General features: G+C 41.2%; 16 protein-coding genes. 10 read left to right on the forward strand and 6 right to left on the reverse strand.

The window, feature by feature from the left end; all coding sequences use genetic code 11:
- Window positions 1-255 precede the first annotated feature (255 nt).
- The 3 genes from LC653_RS21950 (at window position 256) to LC653_RS21960 (ending at window position 8,082) form a co-directional block, all read left to right on the forward strand.
- Entirely contained in the window at window positions 256-939 is a 684-nt protein-coding gene (locus LC653_RS21950) for a hypothetical protein (protein ID WP_229496927.1), read from the forward strand.
- Window positions 940-1,126: 187 nt separating this feature from the next.
- The gene (locus LC653_RS21955) at window positions 1,127-4,972 is read left to right on the forward strand and encodes a CHAT domain-containing protein (RefSeq protein WP_229496889.1); all 3,846 of its coding nucleotides are present in this window, start codon (window positions 1,127-1,129) and stop codon (window positions 4,970-4,972) included.
- Between the two features lie 581 nt (window positions 4,973-5,553).
- On the forward strand, window positions 5,554-8,082 hold the full coding sequence (locus LC653_RS21960) for a mannose-1-phosphate guanyltransferase (protein ID WP_229496890.1): 2,529 nt from the start codon (window positions 5,554-5,556) through the stop codon (window positions 8,080-8,082).
- Between the two features lie 94 nt (window positions 8,083-8,176).
- On the opposite strand, the gene LC653_RS21965 is transcribed toward LC653_RS21960, so the two are convergent.
- The gene (locus tag LC653_RS21965; protein ID WP_229496891.1) at window positions 8,177-8,479 is read right to left on the reverse strand and encodes a hypothetical protein; all 303 of its coding nucleotides are present in this window, start codon (window positions 8,477-8,479) and stop codon (window positions 8,177-8,179) included.
- A gap of 317 nt (window positions 8,480-8,796) precedes the next feature.
- Here LC653_RS21965 and fldA point away from each other — a divergent pair, with 317 nt between their 5' ends.
- From fldA to LC653_RS21980, 3 genes are all read left to right on the forward strand, one after another.
- On the forward strand, window positions 8,797-9,309 hold the full coding sequence (fldA, locus tag LC653_RS21970; protein ID WP_229496892.1) for a flavodoxin FldA: 513 nt from the start codon (window positions 8,797-8,799) through the stop codon (window positions 9,307-9,309).
- A gap of 67 nt (window positions 9,310-9,376) precedes the next feature.
- Window positions 9,377-10,129, forward strand: a complete 753-nt coding sequence (locus tag LC653_RS21975; RefSeq protein ID WP_229496893.1) for an alpha/beta fold hydrolase — start codon at window positions 9,377-9,379, stop codon at window positions 10,127-10,129.
- Between the two features lie 16 nt (window positions 10,130-10,145).
- A complete protein-coding gene (locus tag LC653_RS21980; RefSeq protein WP_229496894.1) occupies window positions 10,146-10,358 on the forward strand; it encodes a hypothetical protein in 213 nt (70 codons plus the stop codon).
- Here LC653_RS21980 and LC653_RS21985 read toward each other — a convergent pair.
- Complete coding sequence (locus tag LC653_RS21985) at window positions 10,331-12,313, reverse strand: AAA-like domain-containing protein (RefSeq protein WP_229496895.1); 1,983 nt, start codon at window positions 12,311-12,313, stop codon at window positions 10,331-10,333. The two genes, LC653_RS21980 and LC653_RS21985, sit on opposite strands and share 28 nt — an antisense overlap.
- Before the next feature lie 231 nt (window positions 12,314-12,544).
- On the opposite strand from LC653_RS21985, the gene LC653_RS21990 reads away from it, so the two are divergent.
- Window positions 12,545-12,967 (forward strand): hypothetical protein, encoded by a 423-nt coding sequence (locus tag LC653_RS21990; RefSeq protein WP_229496896.1) that lies wholly within the window; start codon window positions 12,545-12,547, stop codon window positions 12,965-12,967.
- A 239-nt stretch (window positions 12,968-13,206) separates the two neighbouring features.
- Here LC653_RS21990 and LC653_RS21995 read toward each other — a convergent pair whose 3' ends face one another.
- The 3 genes from LC653_RS21995 to LC653_RS22005 form a co-directional block, all read right to left on the reverse strand.
- Entirely contained in the window at window positions 13,207-15,840 is a 2,634-nt protein-coding gene (locus tag LC653_RS21995; RefSeq protein ID WP_229496897.1) for an AAA-like domain-containing protein, read from the reverse strand.
- A 419-nt stretch (window positions 15,841-16,259) separates the two neighbouring features.
- A complete protein-coding gene (locus LC653_RS22000) occupies window positions 16,260-16,652 on the reverse strand; it encodes a hypothetical protein (protein WP_229496898.1) in 393 nt (130 codons plus the stop codon).
- Between the two features lie 192 nt (window positions 16,653-16,844).
- Complete coding sequence (locus tag LC653_RS22005) at window positions 16,845-17,786, reverse strand: N-acetylmuramoyl-L-alanine amidase (RefSeq protein ID WP_229496899.1); 942 nt, start codon at window positions 17,784-17,786, stop codon at window positions 16,845-16,847.
- Between the two features lie 628 nt (window positions 17,787-18,414).
- Here LC653_RS22005 and bchH point away from each other — a divergent pair.
- From bchH to LC653_RS22020, 3 genes are all read left to right on the forward strand, one after another.
- The gene (gene bchH / locus LC653_RS22010; RefSeq protein WP_229496900.1) at window positions 18,415-22,173 is read left to right on the forward strand and encodes a magnesium chelatase subunit H; all 3,759 of its coding nucleotides are present in this window, start codon (window positions 18,415-18,417) and stop codon (window positions 22,171-22,173) included.
- Window positions 22,174-22,308: 135 nt separating this feature from the next.
- A complete protein-coding gene (locus LC653_RS22015) occupies window positions 22,309-23,073 on the forward strand; it encodes a hypothetical protein (RefSeq protein WP_229496901.1) in 765 nt (254 codons plus the stop codon).
- Window positions 23,074-23,107: 34 nt separating this feature from the next.
- A complete protein-coding gene (locus tag LC653_RS22020; protein WP_229496902.1) occupies window positions 23,108-23,329 on the forward strand; it encodes a type II toxin-antitoxin system HicB family antitoxin in 222 nt (73 codons plus the stop codon).
- Window positions 23,330-23,759: 430 nt separating this feature from the next.
- Here the strand turns inward: LC653_RS22020 and LC653_RS22025 are convergent, their stop codons facing one another.
- Window positions 23,760-24,443: a Uma2 family endonuclease gene (locus tag LC653_RS22025; protein ID WP_229496903.1), complete on the reverse strand. Its 684-nt coding sequence runs from the start codon at window positions 24,441-24,443 to the stop codon at window positions 23,760-23,762.
- Window positions 24,444-24,802 lie beyond the last annotated feature (359 nt).

The following is a 24,802-nucleotide window of genomic DNA, read 5'->3' on the forward strand; positions in this document are numbered from 1 at the left end:
TAGTACATTTGTTCTATCTAGGGGAGTGGGGAGTGGGGAGTGGGGGGATGAGGGGGATGAGGGAGCAGGGGGAGCAGGGGAAGAATTTCTAACTCTTGACAAATGACAAATGACTAATGACCAATGACTAATGACAAATGACTAATGACCAATGACCAATGACAAATGACCAAAGAATTTTAATGACTGAACTAGCGCCATAGTCCAGTGCGATCGCTACAATCTTAGGATAAGCAAAACTCGATGGTGCAGCAGATGCTCAAGCGGCTATTTCAATGGCTCAAAAAGCTTTTTCAGAGCTTGTTCGGTGGAAAACAGACTGCCTCAAAATCTAGAGGAAATGTGCCAAAAGAACCAGCGCCACCCTTAAGCGATACGGATCTGGAATTTCTCTTCAACGAACTGTTGCAAGGAGTACATCAAGCGCGAGGGGAAGCGTGGGCACAAAAATGGCTGCATAATATTGAACATCGCATCCCAACTGAAGACTGGGTTGACTGGTTAAGGCGCTTTGGCAACAGATTGCTAGCATCACCTACACCCAATAATGAAATAGCTGCACGGTTAGTGCAACTGGGTGAGTTGGACATCGGAGAAATCGGAGATGTTGCTTATAGTATCGGAATGCAATTGTTAACACGCAATCAAGGCGAACCAATTTGGGAATATGAAGGGCCAGATGCTTTTAGCACAATACCATCTGAGCCAACTGCCCCCATATCAGAGTCAGTAGATACCCCAGAGAACCCCCCGGAGGGAGAATACCAAACTGTCACCCTAGAAGAGTTGTTTGTGATGTTGCAGCAGGATGAAAATTTACGCCAGCAGATTGCTCAACAGCTTGCCGTTGAGACAGATGATCCAGAACTGCTTGTCCAGGCATTGATTAATCAATTATATCCTGCCGGTCAATCGACTACAGAGCAAGCAGAAAATTAACGACTTCGCAAATCAAGAGTCGATGGCAATTGTAACGTTGTAATGCTGTAGTCTTGAAGTTTTGTATATTTTTTGCTAACCTGCGACGGAAGCCCTTTCCCGATCTAATGGATTTTTACGTAATTGATGATTTTTTTAACACTACGATGGCTACAATCTAGAAAAACAAAATCCAATAGTGTGGCAGATGCTCAGGCGGATATCGCAGTCGCTTAGAAGGTTTATAAAGCGCCTTATTGAAAGTAAGCAGGCTAGTTCTCTCAAGGGTGGGAGAGGACAAAATCTGGTGGAGATACTACCAGAACTAACCAATGCGGATCTGGAACAATTGTTTATCCAATTGTTAGAAGGCGTGCATCAAGCACGAGGACGACAGTGGGCATTGAGGTATCTGCAACGGCTAGAAAATCGCATTCCGGCTGAACGCTGGATAGATTGGTTGGTGATGTTTGGCGAAAGCTTGCTAGCTTCATCGGCACCAAATCCGCTTTTAGCAACAAAGATGGTGCAATTGGGGGAACTTGGTGTTGGCAGAATTGGAGATGTTGCTTATGACATTGGCATCCGGCTGATGCAATCACCCACACAGATAGAAAATGAGGAGAATTATCCAGAAGAGGACTTAGAAATCACTCCTGGGGAAGAACTGATCCGCAATTTAGGCGAACAGTTATGGGAGTATGATGAGCCAGATGTAATAGAAACTACTCCAGGGCTTGAACTGCTCCGCAATTTAGGCGAGCAGTTATGGGAGTATGATGAGCCAGATGTGGTACAAATCACAACTGATGAAGAAATTATCCCAACTTCGCCTGGGCAAGAGCTAATCCGCAGTTTAGGTGAGCAGTTATGGGAATATGATTTGCCAGATGTTGAACCAATAACGTCAGCGCCTGAAAATGCCTCTTTTGAGGAAACATTCACCGAAAATTTAGAGGAACTGGTATTGGAGTATGAAAGGGAAGATGCCCACACAATACCCGAAAATTTTCCTCTCCCCGCCGCAGAAGATTCAATCACTTCATTAGCCCAACTCAGGTTCGATGATGATAATGTTGTTCAAATTACAACAAAAGCAAATCTCCTTTCTACTAGACAAAGAACTGAATTAACAACTTCTCCCTCAGTAGAAACCTGGGATAACACTTTGACAAATTTAGAGCCAAATGTGGCTAATACATTAGATGAGTTGTGGGTGAGATTGGAGCAAAGTACCAATTTAGTCCAACAACTTGCTTCTAATTTGGCAGTTCAAAGCAGCAATTCCCCTGGTATAATTGAGCAACATGGCGATGATCCTGTTACCCAGGCTCAAGGGTGGTTTTACCAAGGCCTAAGCCAAGCGAAAACAGGTGATTTGTTAGGCGCGATCGCATCTTATGACCAAGCCATCGCACTTCAACCAGAATTATCAGAATATTGGTTTAACCGAGGCTTGACGCTGTTCCATTTAGAACGTTTTGATGAAGCGATCGCATCTTACGAAACCGCCACACAACTGAAACCCGACTTCTACAAAGCTTGGTATAATCGCGGTGGAACTCTCGGAGAATTAGGATATTTTGAAGAAGCGATCGCTTCTTTTGACAAAGCCATAGAAATCAAGCCAGACTACCAAGAAGCTTGGTCTAGTAAGGGTTTGGCACTGCTGAAGTTAGGTTGGCTACCGGAAGCTATTTCTAGTTATGACCAAGCGCTACATTTGGAACCAGAAGACCAAGAAAACTGGTATCACCGTGGCATAGCCCTAGCTGTAAGCGAACAATTTACAGAAGCGATTATATCTTACGACAAAGCACTAGAAATTAACCCAGAGTATCACGAAGTTTGGATAGATCGGGGTGTAGTGCTGTTTAATTTAGGAAGATGGTCAGAAGCGATCGCCTCCTGGGATAAAGCACTGTCAGTTCAATCCGACTTCTACTTAGCTTGGTACAACCGAGGTATAGCGTTAGACAACTTAGGACGTAGACAAGAAGCGATCGCCTCCTATCAACAAACGATCGCCATTAAACCCGACTTCCACTTAGCTTGGTATAATCAGGCAGTAGCATTGTTTTATTTAGAACAATTTGCCGAAGCGATCGCTTGTTATGACAACGCTTTGCAAATTAAACAAGATTATTGGGAAGCTTGGATTGGTCGGGGAACTGCGATCGGTCATTTAGTCAATGCTGAGGCATTGCAGATGTCGAGTAGTATAACAGCGACAAATCCCGCCTTACAACAGGGCGGCTACGAGGGAAAATTAGCCAGCTACGAGGAAGGGTTAAAGCATCTGCGGACAGATACCCACCCAGAAGGTTGGGGTAGATTGCATTTTGCGATCGCTAATACTTACTACGACCAAGGCAAAAAAAATACTAATCCCCGCGATTATTGGCGCAAAGCTGCATCTGAGTATCATCAGGCGCTGTTAACCCTCACACTAGAATATTTTCCCCAGTTGCATCTAGAGGTTTTGCAATCTCTAAGCAAAGTGCTGATGGGTTTGGGACAAACAACACAAGTTCAAGAATTGCTGCAACGCGGTACAGATTTATTGCAACAATTACTGAGTGAAGAAACTCGCTCAGACGAAAGTAAAAAACAGTTAGCCCTGAAATTTGCAGCCTTTGATCAATTAGCAGTTGATTTAGCCGTAGAGTCTGGTGATTTAGTTGAAGCCTGGGAAATTGCCGAGCAAAGCAAAAATGCTTGTTTAAATTGGCTGCTTTATAGCTGGAATGATAATATTTACTCGCCTTATTATGGCGCAATTCAACAACTATTCAATCCCACAACAGCAATTATTTACTGGCATATTAGTCCAGTCGCCTTACACACATTTATTCTCAAAGACCAAGCGCCATCACCAATCCTCCTCTTTACACCCATGCAAGATACTGGGGCAATAGCTTTAGGAGAAGACGCTATCCGTCTAAATGAATTACCTCTACCCGAAGCAGTACAACGCCTAATTGAATTTGAAAATTGGCTAGAAGATTGGCATCAACAATACCAAGAATATCGCACTACGGCCCAAGACAAAGAAAGTAAAAGCCAGCATTATTGGCGAGTTGATATGGAACAGAAGCTGTTACAACTGTATCAAATCCTGAATATTTCTACAATTGCACAGGAACTCGAAGGCATCACCCAACTAGTTTTAATTCCTCACCGTGACTTGTACAGATTGCCAATTCATACCCTTTTCCATCTTCCTTCCCCATCGCCGGAAGAATTGCCGAATCTGGAGTCAAATTTCAGCGTTACCTATCTACCTAGTGCCCAAATAGGTTTATCAATAAGAACTCAGGATATCTGGCAATGGCAAAATCAATTATTGCTCAGTATTGAACATCCAGAGAATACAGGTTATCCCCCACTCAAATTTGCCAAACTTGAGTCGGAAGTTGTTAGCCAGATGTTCAATAATATCCAACGAATTCAGGGTTCAGAAGCTACAAAAAATATTGTTGAAAACGCCTTATTTGATAATTACAATATCTTACATTTTACTGGTCATGTCACTAATAATTTAATTGAACCCAAAAACTCAGAATTAGCATTAGCCGGTGAAGACAAAATTACTCTAGCTGAAATCTGCCAACAAAATCTAGCGAGTTACAACCTTATTACCCTCTCCGCCTGTGAAAATTTAAGTACTAGCAACCACACTATCAGCAGCGAATATGTAAGTTTAGTGACTGGTTTTGTGAGTCAGGGCGTTCCTCATGTAGTGAGTACTCTCTGGAGTGTAGAATCTTCAGCTAGTGCCTTGGTGATGATAGAGTTTTACCGACGATTACAGCCCAATAAATCAGCAGTTATTGCCTTAGCTGAAGCAACGCGATGGCTGAAAGAACTAACTGCTGGAGAACTGACAAAATGGTATGAAGATGTCTTAAATAATTTGCATCCTGAAGAATTGCGAATTCAAACTTATTTAGCGACACAACTATATAGAAATAGTAAAATGGCATCAGATAAAAATCTTTATAATCATCCTTACTACTGGGCAGCATTCACGATTACAGGTAAGCCGAATTAATCTTTTGAAACTTAGTCAAAGTCACGTCGCTTCTCTACGAGACGCTGCGCGAACGCTCCGAATTCAAAATTAAAAATTAAAAATTCAAACATTTTTAATCCCCATAAATAAATTTAGTTGCTCTGTCAAGGGACGCGGTATTTCTCTCTACGAGACGCCAAAGGCGAACGCGCAGTGCCACTCGTTATACATTTTTTTCTTCTCCATAAATAAATTTACTTGCTCTGTATCCTTTTCTGTTTTGGTCAGAATTTAGGAGTCAGAATAATGGAAGAATCAGCAGCTAACTTACTTTACTTATGAATGTACTTGTGATCAAGCGGTTCTCGGTTGAGTAGGTACTGAACCCCACCCCCAGCAAGAACTGCCTTTTATCAAGCTACCATTTTAAAACTTGCAAAAGCCTTGATCTACAAAACTTTTGAATGCGTGATTTTTGAATGCGTGACTTCCGCCTTGCGGTAATGCATCTTGTGGAAGTTCCTCAAATATCGATATCCATAGGAGACTAGAGAAAGAAGAAGAAAATATATCTGATACGTTTTCAAGCAGCAAAGGCTGTAACTAGTTAAGGAGGATTTATGCGTGCAGTACTAATGGCGGGGGGTTCGGGAACGCGGCTTCGCCCGTTAACTTGCGATCTGCCTAAACCGATGGTGCCGATCCTTAATCGACCAATAGCCGAACATATTATCAATCTCCTCAAAAGACATCAAATTACAGAAGTTATTGCGACATTACATTATTTACCTGATGTCTTGCGAGACTATTTCCAAGATGGCAGTGATTTTGGCGTCCAGATGACTTATGCCGTCGAAGAAGATCAGCCTCTGGGTACAGCAGGCTGTGTGAAAAACATTGCTGAACTTCTTGATGAAACCTTTTTAGTCATTAGTGGCGATAGCATAACAGATTTTGACCTCACGGCAGCGATCGCATTTCACAAACAGAATAAGTCAAAAGCTACTTTGATTTTGACCAGGGTTCCCAACCCGATTGAATTTGGGGTGGTGATTACCGATAAGGAAGCACGGATTCGGCGATTTTTAGAAAAACCCTCTAGTAGTGAAATTTTTTCTGATACCGTCAATACTGGCACTTACATTCTCGAACCAGAAGTTTTAGAATATCTGCCAGCAAACGTTGAATCTGACTTTTCCAAAGACTTATTCCCTTTGCTACTAGCAAAAGATGTAGCCCTGTATGGTTACATTGCTCAAGGTTACTGGTGTGATGTCGGTCACTTAGATGCCTATCGTGAGGCTCAGTATGACGCATTAGATCGGAAAGTGCAACTAGATTGTGCCTACAAAGAAGTTTCCCATGAATTATGGGTAGGTCAAAATACTTACATTGACCAGACGGCTGTGATTCAAACCCCAGTAGTGATTGGTGATAATTGCCGCATCGGGGCAAGAGTACAAATTGATGCGGGAACCGTAATTGGAGATAATGTCACTATTGGCGCTGATGCTAATCTCAAACGTCCGATAGTGTGGAATGGTGCATTTATTGGCGAGGAAGCAGCACTTTCTGCCTGCGTGATTTCCCGTGGCACTCGTGTAGACCGCCGCGCTCAAGTATTAGAAGCTGCGGTTGTGGGTTCGCTTTCCACGGTGGGAGAAGAAGCCCAAATTAGCCCTGGCGTGCGGGTTTGGCCCAGTAAAAAGATTGAGTCAGGGGCAGTTTTAAACATTAACTTAATTTGGGGGAACACCGCCCAACGGAATTTATTTGGTCAACGTGGTGTCCAAGGATTAGCTAATATCGACATCACCCCAGAATTCGCCGTGAAATTGGGATCTGCTTACGGTTCTACTTTAAAACCAGGTTCTAAGGTAACGGTTTCCCGTGACCAGCGTAATATCTCTCGGATGGTGACGCGATCGCTTATTGCTGGTTTAATGTCAGTAGGTATTGATATTCAAAACCTCGATGCTACAGCTATCCCCATTGCCCGCACGGTTATACCCACAATGTCGGTAGCTGGTGGTATCCATGTGCGGGTACACCCCGATCGCCCTGACTACATTTTGATTGAATTCATGGATGCCAAGGGCATTAATATCTCCAAAGCCCTGGAAAAGAAAATTGAAGGGGCTTACTTTAAGGAGGATATGCGGCGGGCGCTAATTCATGAAATTGGCGATGTGTCTTACCCCAGCCAAGTGAATGACCGCTACTGTACTGCTTTTGAAAAACTGTTGCATGTTCATACACTCCGCAACAGCAGAGCAAAAGTGGTGATTGACTATGTTTATGCCGTATCGGGGGCAGTTTTACCCCAAATGTTGGATAAATTTGGTGCTGATGCAGTGGTGCTGAATGCCAGTGTTACTAAAACGGCGATGTCAATCACTGACCGCGAAGGACTGCTGACTCAGTTAGGTCATGTAGTGGAGGCATTAAAAGCTAACTTTGGGGTGCAAGTATCCGCGAATGGAGAACAGCTAATTTTAGTTGATGAATCAGGCTTCCCAATTCGTGGGGAAATTTTAACAGCACTGATGGTAGACATGATATTAACCGCTAACCCTAGAGGAACAGTAGTTGTACCAGTTCATGCTTCCAGTGCTATTGAACAAGTCGCCCGCCGCCATGATGGTAGAGTGATTCGCACTAAAGCCAACCCTACAGCTTTAATGGAAGCTTGCCAGAAAAACCCGAATGTGGTACTGGGAGGTAGTGGAGAGACTGGTTTTATTTTCCCGCAGCTGCATCCGGGATTTGATGCCATGTTCTGCATTGCAAAGATAATTGAGATGTTGACTATCCAGGAGCGGAGTCTTGCTGCTGCGCGGTCAGAATTGCCCCGTGTAATTCACAAAACTTATACAATCCGCTGCCCGTGGACAGCTAAGGGTGCTTTGATGCGTTACTTGGTGGAAACTCATCCAGCTCAAAACCTAGAACTCATCGATGGAGTGAAAATTTGTCAACCCTACGATGACAGTTGGCTGTTAGTTTTACCAGATGCCAGCGAACCACTAGTGCATTTGTATGCAAATAGCAACGATCGCGAATGGGTAGATGAGACTGTGAGAAACTACCGCACCCGTGTTCAGTCGTTTGTGGAAAGACAACAAGAATATCAACCAGCCGAAGTTTAATTCGTAATTCGTAATTCGTAATTCGTAATTGAATTCTTTAATTACGAATTACGAATTAGCAATTACGAATTATGTTGAGCGGGGTTCAAAATTATTATTGAGAACATTCTGGTAAGTTTTTATTAGCGTAATTGCAATCAAAATAAATTAAAGCTTCTCTAGTAGAGTCAAAACTCCCATCTGTGTAGTATCGGTCACTATTTGGACTTGCTTCATATAACCAAACTTTCAAATAGTAACGACTATTATCATCGGTAGACCATAATTCATAACGGTAATCACCTCCTGAACCCTGACTATTTAAATAGTCAGCTAGTACTTTATTTGATGCAGACAACAAGCTCAATACAGTCAAAACAGGAATTACAGCTACTTTTAGTGTTTGGATGAATTTCATAAATGCACAAAAAATTTACTTTCTCTAGCTTCTGTTGCCGATGTATGTTTTGAAACCAGTAATAATTCGGAATATTGTCTGAGCATATCGTAAGCCACTTACAAGAATTTGGGGTTGAATGAACCGCCGCCCGCCTTTTCGGTTTGTTTCCTGAAATACTTTACAAAATTTTACTTAATTTAAATAATAAAAACTTTCAATAATTCTGGTAAAATATCTTCAGGCTTATTGAGATAGATATTCATTAAGCTAAGAATATATTTCAATAAGGCAAATAGGTATCCTGGCGATCGCAAAACTATATATCAGGTGAAAATATGTCGAAAAAAATCGGTCTGTTCTACGGGACTCAAACTGGCAACACTGAATCTGATGCTGAAAAAATTCGGGATGAGTTTGGTGGTGATGTTGTAACATTACATCCCATTTATGAAGCGGATACTACGACTTTTGATGAGTATGACTTACTAATTATTGGCTCTCCCACTTGGGATATTGGTCAACTTCAGAGCGATTGGGAAGGTTTTTTCTCCGATCTGGATGAAATAGATTTTAGTGGTAAGTTGGTTGCCTATTTTGGTGATGGAGACCAATATGGCTATGCCGATAACTTCCAGGATGCAATCGGAATTCTGGAAGAAAAAATTTCCCAGCGAGGCGGTAAAACTGTTGGTTACTGGCCAACTGAGGGTTATGACTTTGAGAATTCTAGAGCTTTGAAAAATGGCAAGTTTGTTGGGCTAGCACTTGATGAAGGTAGTCAATCTGATCTAACAGACGAGCGAATTAAAACTTGGGTCGCTCAGTTGAAGACAGAATTTGGTTTGTAGAGATTAGGGGCGCACAGCTAGCTGTGCGCCTTTATTTAAATTGATAATTTAGAAGTTATAGGTATTTATGTCTGATTCTTTTGATGTTTTGTGGTTAAGTGCTAGTCCTGTTTTGCAGCGTTTTGATAAACCATTACTTGAATATTTATCTGGGTATATGAGAATCGCCCAGTGGGAATACCAGCAAACCAAAGATGAAGCCAGTTGCATAGATCAAGCTGTGGAGTTGCTGTATGAGTTTTTAGAATGGCGCGATCGCCCTGTGCATTTGGCAGGTCATGGGATGGGTGGCGCGATCGCCTTAACCTTTGCTCGTCAATTTCCCAAAAAAGTGCGATCGCTCACTTTGCTAGCTGTAGCAGCTCAACCGGCAAACAATTGGCACGCTCACTATTACTTTCAACGACAACTTTTTAGCATCAGCCGTGAGCTAGTTTTGGCAAGCAGCGTTCGCAGTCTATTTGGAAATCAGCCACCTCATACCACTAAAAAGTTAGTAGCTGCCTTAGATAAAGATTTAGAACAATCTCCCTCGTCACACTCTTTATTTAAGTTGGTTGATTTACTCAAGGGTGGAGTTTCTATGCCAATGATGGTATGTGGTAGCAAGAGTGATCCGGTAGTCAACCCAACTGCATTGCATGACTGGTTGAATTGGTTGAAGCCAGAAGATAAACTTTGGGAATGCCCAGAAGGATATCATTTTTTTCACTACTTTTATCCTCAACAGGTTGGTGAAGAGATTTTAAGTTTTTGGAAACACCACCATCCACATTTAGTAGAAGCATCTGCACTATCTTTTAGCACTTCTACAAATTAATAACTTTGAGAGTGCGATGCCTACGGTGGTCACTGAGCGACTTGCCTTGAGCGAAGCCGAAAGGAGCCGAAGTGCGGTCTACGCCTACGCACTTGTGAAATTTGGGGTGTACTGGGGTGCGATGCCTTTGGCGTTGGCGTTGCGATCGCTAATTATTTTACCACTCATTATTGATGGTTTATCGTCTCAAGCTGGGTGTAATCATTCGGATAGGCGTTCTCGAAAATAAAGGCGATATAAATTACAAAGGCATTGAACTTCATTTCCTTTAAATTCAATTAAGCCTAGACTGCGTAATTTAAAACTTTGTACAGAGTCTAACTTCACAGGAATATCACTCTCAATCACTTTTTTCATCGCTGCTTTTAACAATTTATCTTCTTCCAGTAGTGAAAGATAGGGATGTAAAAAGCCTCTAAATAATCCCTCATCAGTAGGAGCAACTTTCAGAAATTGTTTTAAAGTTAAATTACCTGTGGCAATTTGATAAAGAGCAGTCCTTAATAAATAAGGATGACCATCAATCATTCCCCTTAATTGTCCGATTTGTGTATCCGACCAATTTAATTTATGTCGTTCGACTAATTCTTTTATTTGTGTGACGTTGAATTCTCCGATTTCAACAGATAAACCCACATTAAAGGGGGACTGATTGACATTTAAGGAAACATATACTTCTTGAGAATGAGCAATTACTAAACGCAATCTTTGCCAGATTTCTTCGTTTTTACCGTTTTCATGCCAAGCTCGGAGTAGAGCAAAAAATTCTTGAGCAATTTCGGGATAAGGAAAAATTTTATCAATATCATCTAAGCCTAATACTAGGGGAACATCAATATTTTTTAATAAATAGTCTTTTAAATAATTAGTGCAGTTAACTTGACTGCTTAAGCGTCTTTTCCAAGATTGATCTATTTTATCTTCTAGCCCTAATTCATAACTCAGAGTTGCACAGAATGCCTGTAAGAAATTATTGAGATCGGTAAGATTTTCTTGACTCCATAAATTAAGAGAAACTGTGCGATAACCTTTTTGTTTACTATGCTCAAGAATGCGGCTCATTAAAGAAGTTTTACCCATCTTTTGCGGCGCTTTGATGCGGATTAACGCCCCTGGTTGGAGGATGGATTCATAACATTTAATTTCCACCTCTGGACGCTCGATATAAAAGGGGGAGTTAAGAGGAACTTGACCATCAGTATTTTCAAAAATCACTGAGGAGTTGTTCTGTTTGACTTTTGGTGTTGATTGTTCAACAATGCCTAGATTAATTAGCAATTGTTGCTTAATAAACTGACTCACTCCCTTGTAGACTAAATTCTCTGTTGATTTTGGCTTGGTGATAGAAAGATGATCATCATCTGTAGCGGTAGGTTGGACATCTTTGATGCTTGGGTTAGCGCTATCTGGGTCTACAACTAAAAAACCTTGAGTGGGCTTAGTTTCAAAATAAACTTTTGTAGTAATTTCCAAGGAATCAACATTTTGCCTATACCACTCGTTAAGTTGACGCAGTTGGGGAATATGTGCTTTCAATTCATTAACACTAACAGAAGTTCGTGCCAAAATACCAATTTTATCGACTAAGTTAGCGAGATGAGAACCAGTGTGAGGAGTGGATAGAAATACAATGCCTTTTGTCTGTTGAATAACTGCTTTTTTTTGAAAAGTCTGAGCATTACGCAGCATTTCTTTGACTAATAATCCACCCATACTATGAGCGATAAAAATTATTGGGTATTTTCCAATATCATAAACTTCTAAATATTCTTGTAAATTACTAGCTCTATCAAAGAGTGGCATTGTTGAACCTCTCCACTCAAAGGGTTCAGCTTTGTAGCCAAAAGACCAAATACCTAAATCTGGTCTTTCTTGTGCAAGCCACGTTAAGCAGAAATTATCATCGTTGCGTAGTTCTTGTGGATGCCAAGTTCCTCGTGCGTGACCACCTAACCCGTGAACAAAAATCACATCTCCGCACCGCTTAGGGTTGTCACATCCCGATATTTTGATTAAACCAGTCATCTCTGCGGGTTCAGGTTTTGGGGGTTTATAAAAAATGTTAAAGGGCATAGATATTATGGGGAGAATTAGAGGATAACAAATTCTTCTTATGCCACCGCCACAGCGCGACTTAAAACTAGGATACAGCGATCGCGTCACTACCCGGACTACGGTGTACACAGAAGCCGTATCACCCCCCTTAATCCCCCCTTATAAAGGGGGGAAATGAGATTTCCGGTTCCCTCCCCTTCACAAGGGGAGGGTTAAGGTGGGGTAAAACCTGTCTTCTTCAGCTATTTTCAGACTTATGTGTACACCGTAGCTTAAAAAGGGGGGAACTTCTAAAGCCCCCTTTTTAAGGGGGTTGGTCGATGTGAGTGCGTAAGTCCTAAAAGTGATTATCAACGGGCATTGAATACGCTGCGGTATATTCACGCCAATCCGAAAGCAGCAGGAATGCAAGAAGGCTTTTTCTATGATTTTAGTAATTATGGAGTCTATGACCGACTTGGCGATGATGGTTTAACAACTTGGCATCCGGCTTTTTTGGCTCTGGGTAAAACTTTGAATGAATGTGCTGCTAAATATCGGGGTTTTTGTAAGAAGTACAAACCAAAAGCGATAATAGAAAAACGTTATTTTTGGGGTAATCAATTTTTGCCTAAAGTAATTAAAGGCAAAGGCAAAAAAGCATCACCAGGACAGATGCGATTACCTGGGGATACTTGGGAGGCAAGTAATCTAGAAATTGTTAATGTGGCTGAGAAATTTATTTTTGCTAATTGTTATAATCCGCAAGTTGCAGGGATGATTTTTAGAAATCACAATCAATGATTTGAGATGAAGATAGGAGCAGTGTCTCTATTTATTACTAAAAATGTCTTTTTTAGAGGAATTTGCTACTTACTGGTAATATCAGCGACTCTAAATTAGCTCTTCTCAATTCCCTTTGTGTTGTTTGTTTTTTTTCTTTGGGTTGTGCATTGCCTAGATATCGAATCTCCCAAAGCCTTATTACTGCGTGGAAAATATCCCAGGAATAAATCTTTACAATTCTCTGAAAGCCTTATCTGTTACAATTTACAAGTCTCTGCATGAAGAAAGAAGTACACCCACCCCACCCGTCCCGTCAGCCCGTCGTTCGGCTCCCCATGCCAAAATACATATGGGAGTTCACCTTTCAATGAACCTCCACCCTCCAAAACGTTCAATGAACCTCCACCCACCATCGCAAGGTTCATGGGTAATTCCTCATATCTTCTCCACTCCCCATCCTGTCCTCTCCATCCCACACTTTTTGCAAAATCATTATACCCTTTTTCGTTCCAATTTTTCCATTCTTCCTTCTCCCAATCAAAATCGAGAGAATTTCCACTAGCCAAATATATTTTTTTCTGGACACTATAACCAAAATACCCCTTAGAGTTATTAACCCAAAGTGTATCTAGTTGTTTTAAATCCTTACAATTAAAGTTTTCGACATCGGTTAAATCTAAATAGCGTTGTTCTTCCTTTCCTGCCGAATAGAGAATAAACTGCCAATTTTTTGAATCTGCTTCCCTCCATCTTTGTTGCTTCATCAAATACTCTAATTCATTTAATAAATGTTTCTTTAAAGATTGAGCATAAACTAGATTTGAGCTATCAAGTTTTTTAAGTTGACGATAAAGCAAAGCTACAATATCAGCATTGCCATTGTAGAGAATATTTAGGTCTAAGCTGAATAATTCAACATTAGATTTAAACTTAGATTTCAGACTACTGATAGAATCAAATGCTTTCTTATAATCTGCTAAAGCCTTAGATTGATTTGAGCGTTCCTCTAATTTACCTTTAACGTAGTTAATATAAACTAAAGTAGCTAAATTATCGGAAGTTTTATCAATTTTGTTTTCTATTATTGATAATTCTTCCAGGCTTTTAGTAAAATTTATTTCAGCTTTTTCTAAATCTTGTTTTTGATTTTGATCCTTGTCCGCATCAGCTAGATATTGATACCCTAAAACCAACGAACTATTTAATAAAGCCTCTTTTAGCTGAGAATTATTAATTTTCTTCTGCAAAATCAAACCTGCAATATTCAAAGACTGATTGGCTTCGTTTGTTTTTCCCTTTTGTTGCAGTTTAGAAGCCACTGCTGAAAGTTTTATAATTTTATCAATAGATTGGTTGAGTTCATTTGTATTTTTGTGAGCAGTTTGCAGCTGGATAAATGCACCTATGCCTAACAAACCTGTAATTCCTAAAGTAACAGATAAAACTACCACTCCAAAACGCATTCTTTTCCTAGCAGTTACTAATTGCTTTTCTGCTTTCTGTTTAGCTTTACCTTCAATTTGTCTAGCTCTTTCTGCTGCTTCTTTTTCTTTCCTTTCTCTTTCTAACTCTGCCTGTATTTCTGTTTCTGCTAGTTCCTCTTCTCGCTGTAGTGTGCGACTAGCGGCTAAAAATTCTCCATCTTGAAAACTTAAACTTTTACCTTTTGCCCAACTTTCCGCTTCTACTAAAGCTTGACCCCGCAATAACCGAGACTCATCCTGTGTCCCTGATAATATCCACTGACGATAATTCTCTGCATAAGGACGCAAACTGCCTAAAGTTTTCTCAATCCATAAGTTGTCAAAAATTGTTTGATAAATCAGGTTATAAACCTTTAACGTACTCTCTTGTTTAACAACAATTCCCGCTAACTGTAAATCACTCTGTTCAATACTACTATCAATATCTATTCCGCCTGAGTGCCATACTTGTTGATATAAATCTAACAAGTATGCTGCTTTCTGTTCATCTCTTTTTAAAATTCTATCCCGAATCGTTCTAAAGTGTTCCGGTTCATCTTGAGATTCCCAATTCTGAATCACTCTATCTCTGACTAAATTCTCTACAAAAGGAGCTTCTTCACCTGGAAATATTACAGTTGCAGATTTACGGACAAATTCGCAGACTTTTTGAGTCAAAAATGGCTGTCCTCCAGTCCAGTCTAAAATCGCTTTGAGTACGGCTTCCGGGTTGCTAGTTTGTCCAGATAATCCGTTGATTAAAGGTAAAGCTTCTGCAAATTCAAATCCGGTTAACTCAATTCCTTTGCCAATATTAAAAGGAGTGCGTTTTTTATCTTGAATTAACTCAGAAGGGGTAGCTACTCCCAAAAGCACAAAAGTAATGCGTTGATATTCAGGATTATCAACTCTTTGATTAAAGAATGCTCGAATTAAAGCAAAAAAATCATCAACCGGAAATTTTAAACTCAGAATACTATCAATTTCATCTATAAAAATAACAATCTGCGTGGAAACTAATTTGAGTAATTTGTCAATAAACTTACCAAAAATCTGCACATCAGAAAAGCGGGAATTTTCTTCCCATAACTCATCTATATCAAACTGCTCACCTAAGTTTAAACTTTCAGAACCAGCAATAGTATCAATAATCCCAGAATACCATTGTTCAGACTTTAGCCCTGATGTCCCAATTGCGGTTAAATCAATAGATACACAAGCAATTCCTTCACCCTGTAACCTTTGCATTGTGCGGACACGCAAACTCGATTTACCCATTTGTCGAGAGTTGAGGACAAAACAAAATTCTCCAGCTTTCACAGCCTGATACAAATCTGCATCAGCTTTGCGTGTGACGTAGGTAGGTGCATTAGCAGGAAGACTACCACCAAATTGATATTGATAATCTTGGGGAACAGGCGAGTTCATAGTCATACTCTATATGGGGAGTACCCAGGTGTATATCAATTAAGACACAATATACGGTTTAAAGATTGAAGTTTCTTTCACAAGTGCATGAAATTTTTGATTTACCAATTAGGAGAAGCAAGCTACAATCCAATCTACAATATCAGGCGATCGCGTAGCCCAGAGCAGGCATTGCACTTTTGATCTCAATGTCTGAGCCGTCCCCCCGATGCCTTGGCTACCTTGTATACACAAGTCCTATTACCCCCCTTAATCCCCCCTTATAAAGGGGGGAAACAGAAAAAATGTTGTTCCCTCCCCTTTATAAGGGGAGGGTTAGGGTGGGGTAAAACCGAGATTTATCAACTACTTGAGACTTGTGTGTACACGGTAGCCTTGCTAAGGGGGGACTACAGGGGGGTTAAAACGATCTCAAATTCTCACGAATGATTTAGGACTGCTATATAAGCAACAGATACCTCAAAGTCGTTTTGAAGTACTTCAACATCGTGTTGAGGTACTTCAAAGTCGTGTTGAGGTACTTCAAAGTCGTTTTGAGGTACTCCAAAGTCGTTTTGAGGTACTCCAAAGTCGTTTTGAGGTACTTCAAAGTCGTTTTGAGGTACTCCAAAGTCGTTTTGAGGTACTCCAAAGTCGTTTTGAGGTACTCCAAAGTCGTTTTGAGGTACTCCAAAGTCGTTTTGAGGTACTTCAAAGTCGTGTTGGAGTACTTCAAACTTTGTCGCACCGCGATCAAGTATACAGGTGCGTAGGCGTAGCCCGCCTTCTCTACGAGACGCTCCGCGAACGGCATCGCTTTCATAAATCTCCACAAACAAAGCGATGTCTACGACGGGCTATTCGGCGTCGCTTGACTTTTAAAACAGTCGCTACAATTATCCTTAAGTGAAGATTAGCAATCAGTTAGCTATAGACTCATTTTTTCGGTAATAGCCAATCGTATAAGTGCGTAGTTGGTGCTTTAGCGCTAAAGCGCCGACTACGAACCATGCCTACCCCTCAATTTAACCAATTAATTTCTGCCAGCTAACAGGCCCGACAATCCCATCGGCATCTAAACCATTTTGCTTTTGAAAGTTCTTAATAGCAACCTCTGTTTGCGGCCCGTAGACGCCATCATTGTCAACACCTAAACGGTATTGCAAGTATCTGACAACTGCACCACCGGCATGGTTTGGTCTGATAATTCGTTTTGCCAAAATTAGATTTATGGCATTCCATGTAGTTGAGTCAGCAATTCCAGTCGGTTGAACTCCAACAATAGTCTGAAATTTTTCTACGGCAGATTTTGTATTAGCCCCGGTGAAGCCATCTTCTACTAACACCTTACCATTTCTATCAGTTATTTTGAGTCGATTTAAGGATTTTTGCAGTCTGAGAATAGTGGCATCTGCATTATCTTCTTCATCTTGTACAGGGTTAACAGGAACACTTGGCAATTTACCAGTTAAGCCTTTGACGATCGCATTAGCCATTGCTTCAGGATTAAAAAGATTCATATCTTTTTGCGAATCGAGAAAGCAACATTCTATCAAGATAGCAGGCATATCTGTATTTTTCAGAACATACAAGTGCGAACCACTCTTAACGCCACGATTAAAAAATCCTAACTTGACAATTTCATCTAATACAGGTTTAGCGATTTTTCTCCCATTTTCGCTAGTTGCAAATACTTCTGTGCCATTAGCTTGTCTGTTAAAAGCATTAAAATGAATTGAAACAAAAGTATCTACTCTACTCGCATTAGCTATAGAACATCTTTTTGAGAGTGAGTCACGGACTGTACTAGCACTACTTGGTTTACATACTACGACTTCATTTCCTAAAGCTCTTAACTTGGCTATAACTCTATTGCCTACATCTAGAGTTAAATTATCCTCAACTTTGATGCCTCTAGCCCCTGTGTCTGGTGGACAATTGTGCCCACTATCAATTCCAAATTTCATGATTTAATCCTCAACTTACTTATTTTGATACTGCTTCAAAACTCTTCAAGTTTGAGAGGAAAAGTTTTGTTTGTAAATTTGTTTAGCTACTTATTGGCAACGTCTGCATTATTTTAACCATTAACATACTGATAAATAAAATAAGTTTTTTGCAAACTTTTTCAGCAGATTTTATGTATCAAAGCCTGCTTTTTGCAAGGTTTATTGGAAGAAAAAACACAACTCTCATAATTTATCAAAATCGGGAACAATATAGTGATTGTTGCAATAAACTGAAATGCAGCAATTACCCCCATCCTTAAAATAATAACGCTTCGTAAAAGTAGAAAGCTATGACAAATGTACCTAGTACAGCTTGGCGGAAGTTAAAAGTTAAAAGTCAAAAGGCTTTCTGGCTGTAATGAAATGGGAGGTTTATTTGCGCCGAGCTGTATTACTGCAAGAAGGCAGAGGGGTAAAAGCAAGAAAACCGATAACACAGGCTTTTGTGCCTGAATAAATGGGATGTTTATTTCCGCCATTCTGTACTAGTACGGCTAAATGACCAAAATCTGCTGGTAGATATTTAACAATCAGCCTGAAAGCAGGTTTAAGATCAAAATAAAGAAATATTTCGTAGCTTACAGGCATGAAACGCATCGTCTTGGTTGCTGGGTTTGAATCGTTCAACGCTGATTTGTATAGAAAAGCAGCTTTTTTGGCTAACTCTCGCTGTCCTGAGTTGGATATTCGGGTATTTAGCGATCGCGATCTTACCAACAAACGCACTGAGGTAGAAGCAGGACTTGATGGCGCTGATGTGTTTTTCGGTAGCCTACTATTTGATTATGACCAGGTTGTGTGGCTTTGCGATCGCATTGCCCAAATTCCCATTCGCCTAGTTTTCGAGTCAGCCTTGGAATTGATGAGTTTAACCAAGCTGGGTGACTTTGCCATTGGCGACAAACCCAAAGGAATGCCCAAACCAGTTAAATTCATCCTTGACAAATTTAGCAACGGACGAGAAGAAGACAAACTTGCTGGTTACATCAGCTTCTTAAAAATTGGCCCCAAACTACTGAAATATGTCCCAGTGCAAAAAGTCCAAGACTTACGCAACTGGTTAATTATCTATGGTTATTGGAATGCTGGCGGCCCAGAAAACGTCGTTTCATTATTCTGGACACTAGCAGAAAAATATTTAGGTTTAAAAGTCGGCGACATTCCCCCGCTAGTCGAAACCCCCAACATCGGATTACTCCACCCCGACTATCAAGGGTTTTTTGAATCTCCCCGCGAATATTTGGAATGGTATAAAACCCATTGTAGAGACGCGATTCATCGCGTCTTCCCAAATCGCGTATCCCCAAATCGTGTATCCCCAAATCGTGTATCCCCAGTTGTAGGAATTCTCCTCTACCGTAAACACGTCATCACGAAACAACCCTACATTCCCCAACTGATTCGCAGTTTTGTAAAAGCTGGTTTAACTCCTTTACCCATCTTCATCAACGGCGTGGAAGGACATGTGGCGGTACGAGATTTGATGACAAGCGACTATGAAATTCAACAACGACAACTAGGTAATATAGAGACTGCCTCACTATCAAGTGAAGCAGTAAAAGTGGATGCGATCGTTTCGACAATTGGCTTTCCTCTCGTGGGTGGCCCGGCTGGTTCAATGGAAGCAGGGCGTCAAGTGGAAGTAGCAAAACGCATCCTCACTGCCAAGAATGTACCTTATATTGTTGCTGCACCACTATTAATTCAAGATATTTCCTCGTGGACGCGCCAAGGTGTCGGCGGATTGCAAAGTGTGGTGTTGTATGCGTTACCAGAATTGGATGGCGCTATTGATACCGTTCCTCTCGGTGGTTTGGTGGGTGAAAATATTTATCTGGTTCCCGAACGGGTGCAGCGATTAATTGGTAGGGTAAAAAGTTGGGTGGCTTTGCGGCAAAAACCTGCATCGGAACGCAAGATTGCCATCATTTTATATGGCTTTCCTCCTGGTTATGGTGCTGTGGGTACAGCTGCATTATTAAATGTGCCGCGTAGTTTGCTGAAGTTTCTCCATGCACTTAAAGAACAAGGTTACAGCGTCGGGGATTTGCCTGATGATGGGGAAGAATTGATTCGCTCTTTGAAAGAGGCGGATGAAGCTAATCCTCTTGTGGGGCAGTCGTCTCGCCTGCCCCTAGATAATGGCGGGCAAGATGCCCACCCCACAAATACTGTCAATATTCGCACATTAAAAAAATGGCTGGGATATCTGCAAACCTCCCGCATTGAAAAACAATGGAAATCTCTCACGGGAACTGGTATTAAAACTTATGGCGACGAATTCCAGATTGGCGGTGTGCAATTAGGAAATGTCTGGATAGGCGTACAACCACCTTTGGGGATACAAGGCGACCCGATGCGCTTAATGTTTGAACGGGATTTAACGCCTCATCCGCAATATGCTGCTTATTATAAATGGTTGCAAAATGAGTTTGAAGCTGATGCTATAGTTCACTTTGGGATGCATGGGACAGTGGAATGGTTGCCTGGTTCTCCGTTGGGTAATACGGGTTATTCTTGGTCGGATATTCTGTTAGGAAATTTGCCTAATCTATATATATATGCGGCGAATAATCCGTCTGAATCGATGTTGGCAAAACGTCGCGGTTATGGTGTATTGATTTCTCATAATGTACCTCCTTATGGGCGTGCAGGTTTGTATAAGGAATTGGTGGCGTTGCGGGATTTGATTGCGGAGTATCGTGAAGATCCGCAAAAGAATTATGTTTTGAAGGAAGGGATTTGTAAAAAAATTGTGGACTCTGGGTTGGATGCAGATTGTCCGTTTGAGGATGCGAAGAAGTTGGGGATTGCGTTTACTCCGGAGAATGTTCGGATGTTTAGGGGTTATGCTTTTGATGATTATTTGGTGGAGTTGTATGAATATTTGCAGGTTTTAGAAAATCGGTTGTTTTCTTCTGGGTTGCATACTTTGGGGGAAAGTCCGAATGAGGAGGAGTTGGGGTCGTATTTGGAGGCTTATTTTGGAGACGAACCGCCAAGACGCCAAGAACGCCAAGAGGAAAGAGAAGAGGAGGAAGGACTAATAAGGGATTTGTTGATGCAATCTACGGATGAGTTAACGAATTTGTTAAGGGGGTTGAATGGGGAGTATATTCCGCCTGCGCCTGGGGGGGATTTGTTAAGGGATGGGGCTGGTGTTTTGCCGACTGGGAGGAATATTCATGGTTTAGATCCTTATCGGATGCCTTCACCTGCTGCTTATGAACGGGGACGAGAAATTGCTCAAAAAATTATCGCCCAGCATTTGGATGAATATGGGAAATATCCTGAAACGGTGGCGGTGATGTTATGGGGATTGGATGCGATTAAAACTAAGGGTGAATCTTTGGGGATTCTGTTGGAATTGGTGGGGGCTGAACCTGTTAAGGAAGGAACTGGTAGAATTGTTCGTTATGAATTGAAGCCGTTGGCGGAGGTTGGACATCCCCGCATTGATGTGTTGGGTAATTTGTCTGGGATTTTCCGGGATAGTTTTGTAAATATCATCGAATTGTTGGATGATTTATTTCAACGGGCGGTTGATGCTGATGAACCGGATGATCAAAATTTTATTAGAAGACATGCTTTGGCTTTGAAAGCCCAAGGTGTGGAAAATGCATCGGCGAGATTGTTTTCTAATCCGGCGGGTGATTTTGGTTCTTTGGTGAATGATAGGGTGGTTGATGGTAACTGGGAATCTGGTGAGGAGTTGGGGAATACTTGGCAAAGTCGCAATGTGTTTAGCTATGGGAGAGAAGATAAAGGTCAAGCTAGACCGGAAGTGTTGAATACGTTGTTAAAAACTAGCGATCGCATTGTTCAAGAAATCGATTCGGTAGAATATGGTTTAACTGATATTCAGGAATATTACGCTAATACTGGCGGTTTGAAAAGGGCAGCAGAAAAACAAAGCGGTAAGAAGGTTACAACCAGTTTTGTGGAAAGTTTCTCGAAGGATACTACACCGCGCAATTTGGATGATTTGCTCAGAATGGAGTATCGCACTAAGTTGGTAAATCCCAAATGGGCGCAAGCAATGGCGAATCAAGGTTCTGGTGGTGCTTTTGAAATTTCCCAACGGATGACGGCGTTGATTGGTTGGGGTGGTACTGCCGATTTTACCGATGATTGGGTTTATGACCAAGCCGCAGATACTTATGCGTTAGATGCAGAGATGGCGGATAAATTACGCAAGGCAAATCCTGAAGCTTTTCGCAATATTTTAGGGAGAATGTTGGAGGCGCATGGGCGAGGTTTCTGGGAAGCTGATGGTGAGAAGTTAGATAAGTTGCGCCAGTTGTATGAGTTGACAGATGAAGAGTTGGAGGGAGTGACGGTTTAATTCAGTATTTATACTGGATTAATATTTAAATTATCTAAATAGAATAATTAAACCAATTTATATGCAGAATACATCCCTAAAAATTGGCTGTTTCTGTCTATATTTTTGTATGCCACCAAACAAATATTATTCATAATGATGGTTCTCCAAAATTCTCTGAACATATCTACACGTCTTGAAGATGTCTCGCGCGAACTATGGCAATTTCTTGGTTCCTATGAATCTTGCATAAATGATCCAGCCAAGTGCAAGCATATACACCAGAAGCTCTCACACTTCAACCAGAATCATTCAGACAACTCAGACCATATCTATGATGTTATCCAAGGCTTATCAAAAGGATTTTATCTGATTAAATCTGGCTTAGAATGGCAGGAGCCGGCTGTTGGCCATAGCTTAGTTGACAAACCCAATGATACACATAAAGCACGTGGTATTCAGTGGCGACTTGTGATGACCTGGGGTGGATTTGAAACAATTACAAAAACATTGCTATTGAAAAAAGGTGATGGAGGTCTAAAGACAGAAAATATTAAAGATTTCACGGTTAAATGTGATTTACCAAACAATTATAATCCATTAAATCCACCCGATTCAACAAGAGTCAATCTTGAGAGATGGCTTAATAAAAATCCATCAATTAAAGGAAAGAGCGCACTTGCAGATTTTCTCAGTCTTGGAAATGGAGATCAAGAAATCATCGAAAATTGGATAGTGAAATCTCAACCTGTTTCTAACTGGGTTGAAGCTGTAAGACTCGCAAAAGCACTGCGGAATGCAACGGCTCATGGCGCTCTTTCAGCAAGTAAAGTTAAAGAATGGGGACTCCAAAAGCCGCTTCTAACTTTATCAGATAACCTGGCAGAAATTGTTGTGGCTGGAATGCAAAAGCTAATATAGTTATAAACTTTAATTGAGGTATTTGGGGTTGGGTATGGAAAACTCTTTTACTGCTGTATATGAACAGTTAGATGATTGGTATATCGGCTACGTTCAAGAGTTACCTGGTGCAAATGTCCAAGAGAGAACTCTGGAAGAAGCTAGAGAAAGTCTACGGGAAGCGATAGAGTTAATTCTAATATCAAATCGGGAACTCGCAGAGCAACAACTCTCCGGTAAAGATGTCCTCCGTGAACAGATTAATGTCAAATTATAGTGAAAAGACGTGAATTGATTCGCCATTTGGAAAAGAACGGCTGTTTGTTTCTTCGAGAGGGTGGAAGGCATACCAATACAGTTCGGTTAACGTGTTTATTCGTCGAAAATCCCCCCAACCCCCCTTAAGAAGGGGGGCTTTTCATTCTTATTACCCCCTTTTTAAGGGGGTCGCCACAGGCGGGGGGATCTTATCCGAACCGTATTGGAAGGCATACGATTTATTACAATCCATCAAACAACAGAACCTCGGCAGTTCCAAGACATGCTGAGATTATTGATATTCTAGCTATTAAGATTTGCAAAGATTTGGATATTTCCCCACCCTAGTGTTGTAGTGGTATGGCACAGCTAAAATAGTGCAATAGAAAAATTGAGTTATGTTTTTAAAATACCAATTGCCTTATTGCACTAGATGTGCCCTCCTATTCTTATTTCTTCAACTGCTGCACAAACGCATTATGTTCCGGTGACTTCAACCCTGCTTGCACAACCTCCAACACTCGCACCATCTGATTCTTTAACAGCGCCTCCACCGCTAACCACAAACCCGGAAACACCTGAGAGCGAATAATTCCATCTGCACCGGGAGATAGCAATTGATAGTCGCCATCAATTAGGCAAAACCATTCAATTTGATTCTCGTAAGATTGCCAGATTACGTACTCCAATACCCCATTACGGCGATAAACCTGCTTTTTGCTGCCTCTATCAATAGCGGCACTACTCGCTGCAATTTCAACAATCAATTCGGGAGATCCTTCAATGTAACCGTCGCTGCTTAAACGGGTTTGTCCGCCTGCGTCTGGTTCAATAAACAGCACTACATCTGGCTGGGGTTCATTGTCTAAATCTAGTCTGACGGTTGGTTCAACGCTTAAATCAACGCCAGGAGTTAATGATTGGTAGACTCCTAACCAAGTTATCACCCGACTGTGGGGTTTGCCATGCTGCTCATGTCTTACAGGAGATGCGATGTAAACGATTCCTTCAATCAGTTCTGCTTTCTTGATATGGGGTGCAGCCGCATAACGCCGTTCAAATTCAGGGCGAGTTAGGCGATCGCCACTTTCAAGCGGAGGCAGATGTCTCTGGGCTGAGTACTCTCTAACCATTTGCCAATCCTTGGAGGTGCAGGATACTTTTGACTTTAGCAAACCTTCAGTTCTCAGTTAGGATTTCTTGATTTGCTGCTTCCCTCAAATTCCAAAAATCATAAAACGTAATCTTAATTCTCATCGTGTGTTCTACCGTGCGATCGCTTACTCGCCCAAGTTAGGCATCGCCGACAATTGATGCTGCATAACAGAGTTCAACTAGCTATGATTAGCTAAGTGGTATGCCAGATACATCGACGGCAATACCATTTAGTTAGCAGTCTTTATCAACTGCTTACACTCGCACCCATATAAAATTAGTTTGATCCACTTTCTATTCCCTACTCTCTATTTTGATCCGCATTACCTAAAAGTTA

It is taken from the genome of Nostoc mirabile CHAB5784, assembly GCF_020829645.1.
GTDB lineage: Bacteria > Cyanobacteriota > Cyanobacteriia > Cyanobacteriales > Nostocaceae > Nostoc > Nostoc mirabile.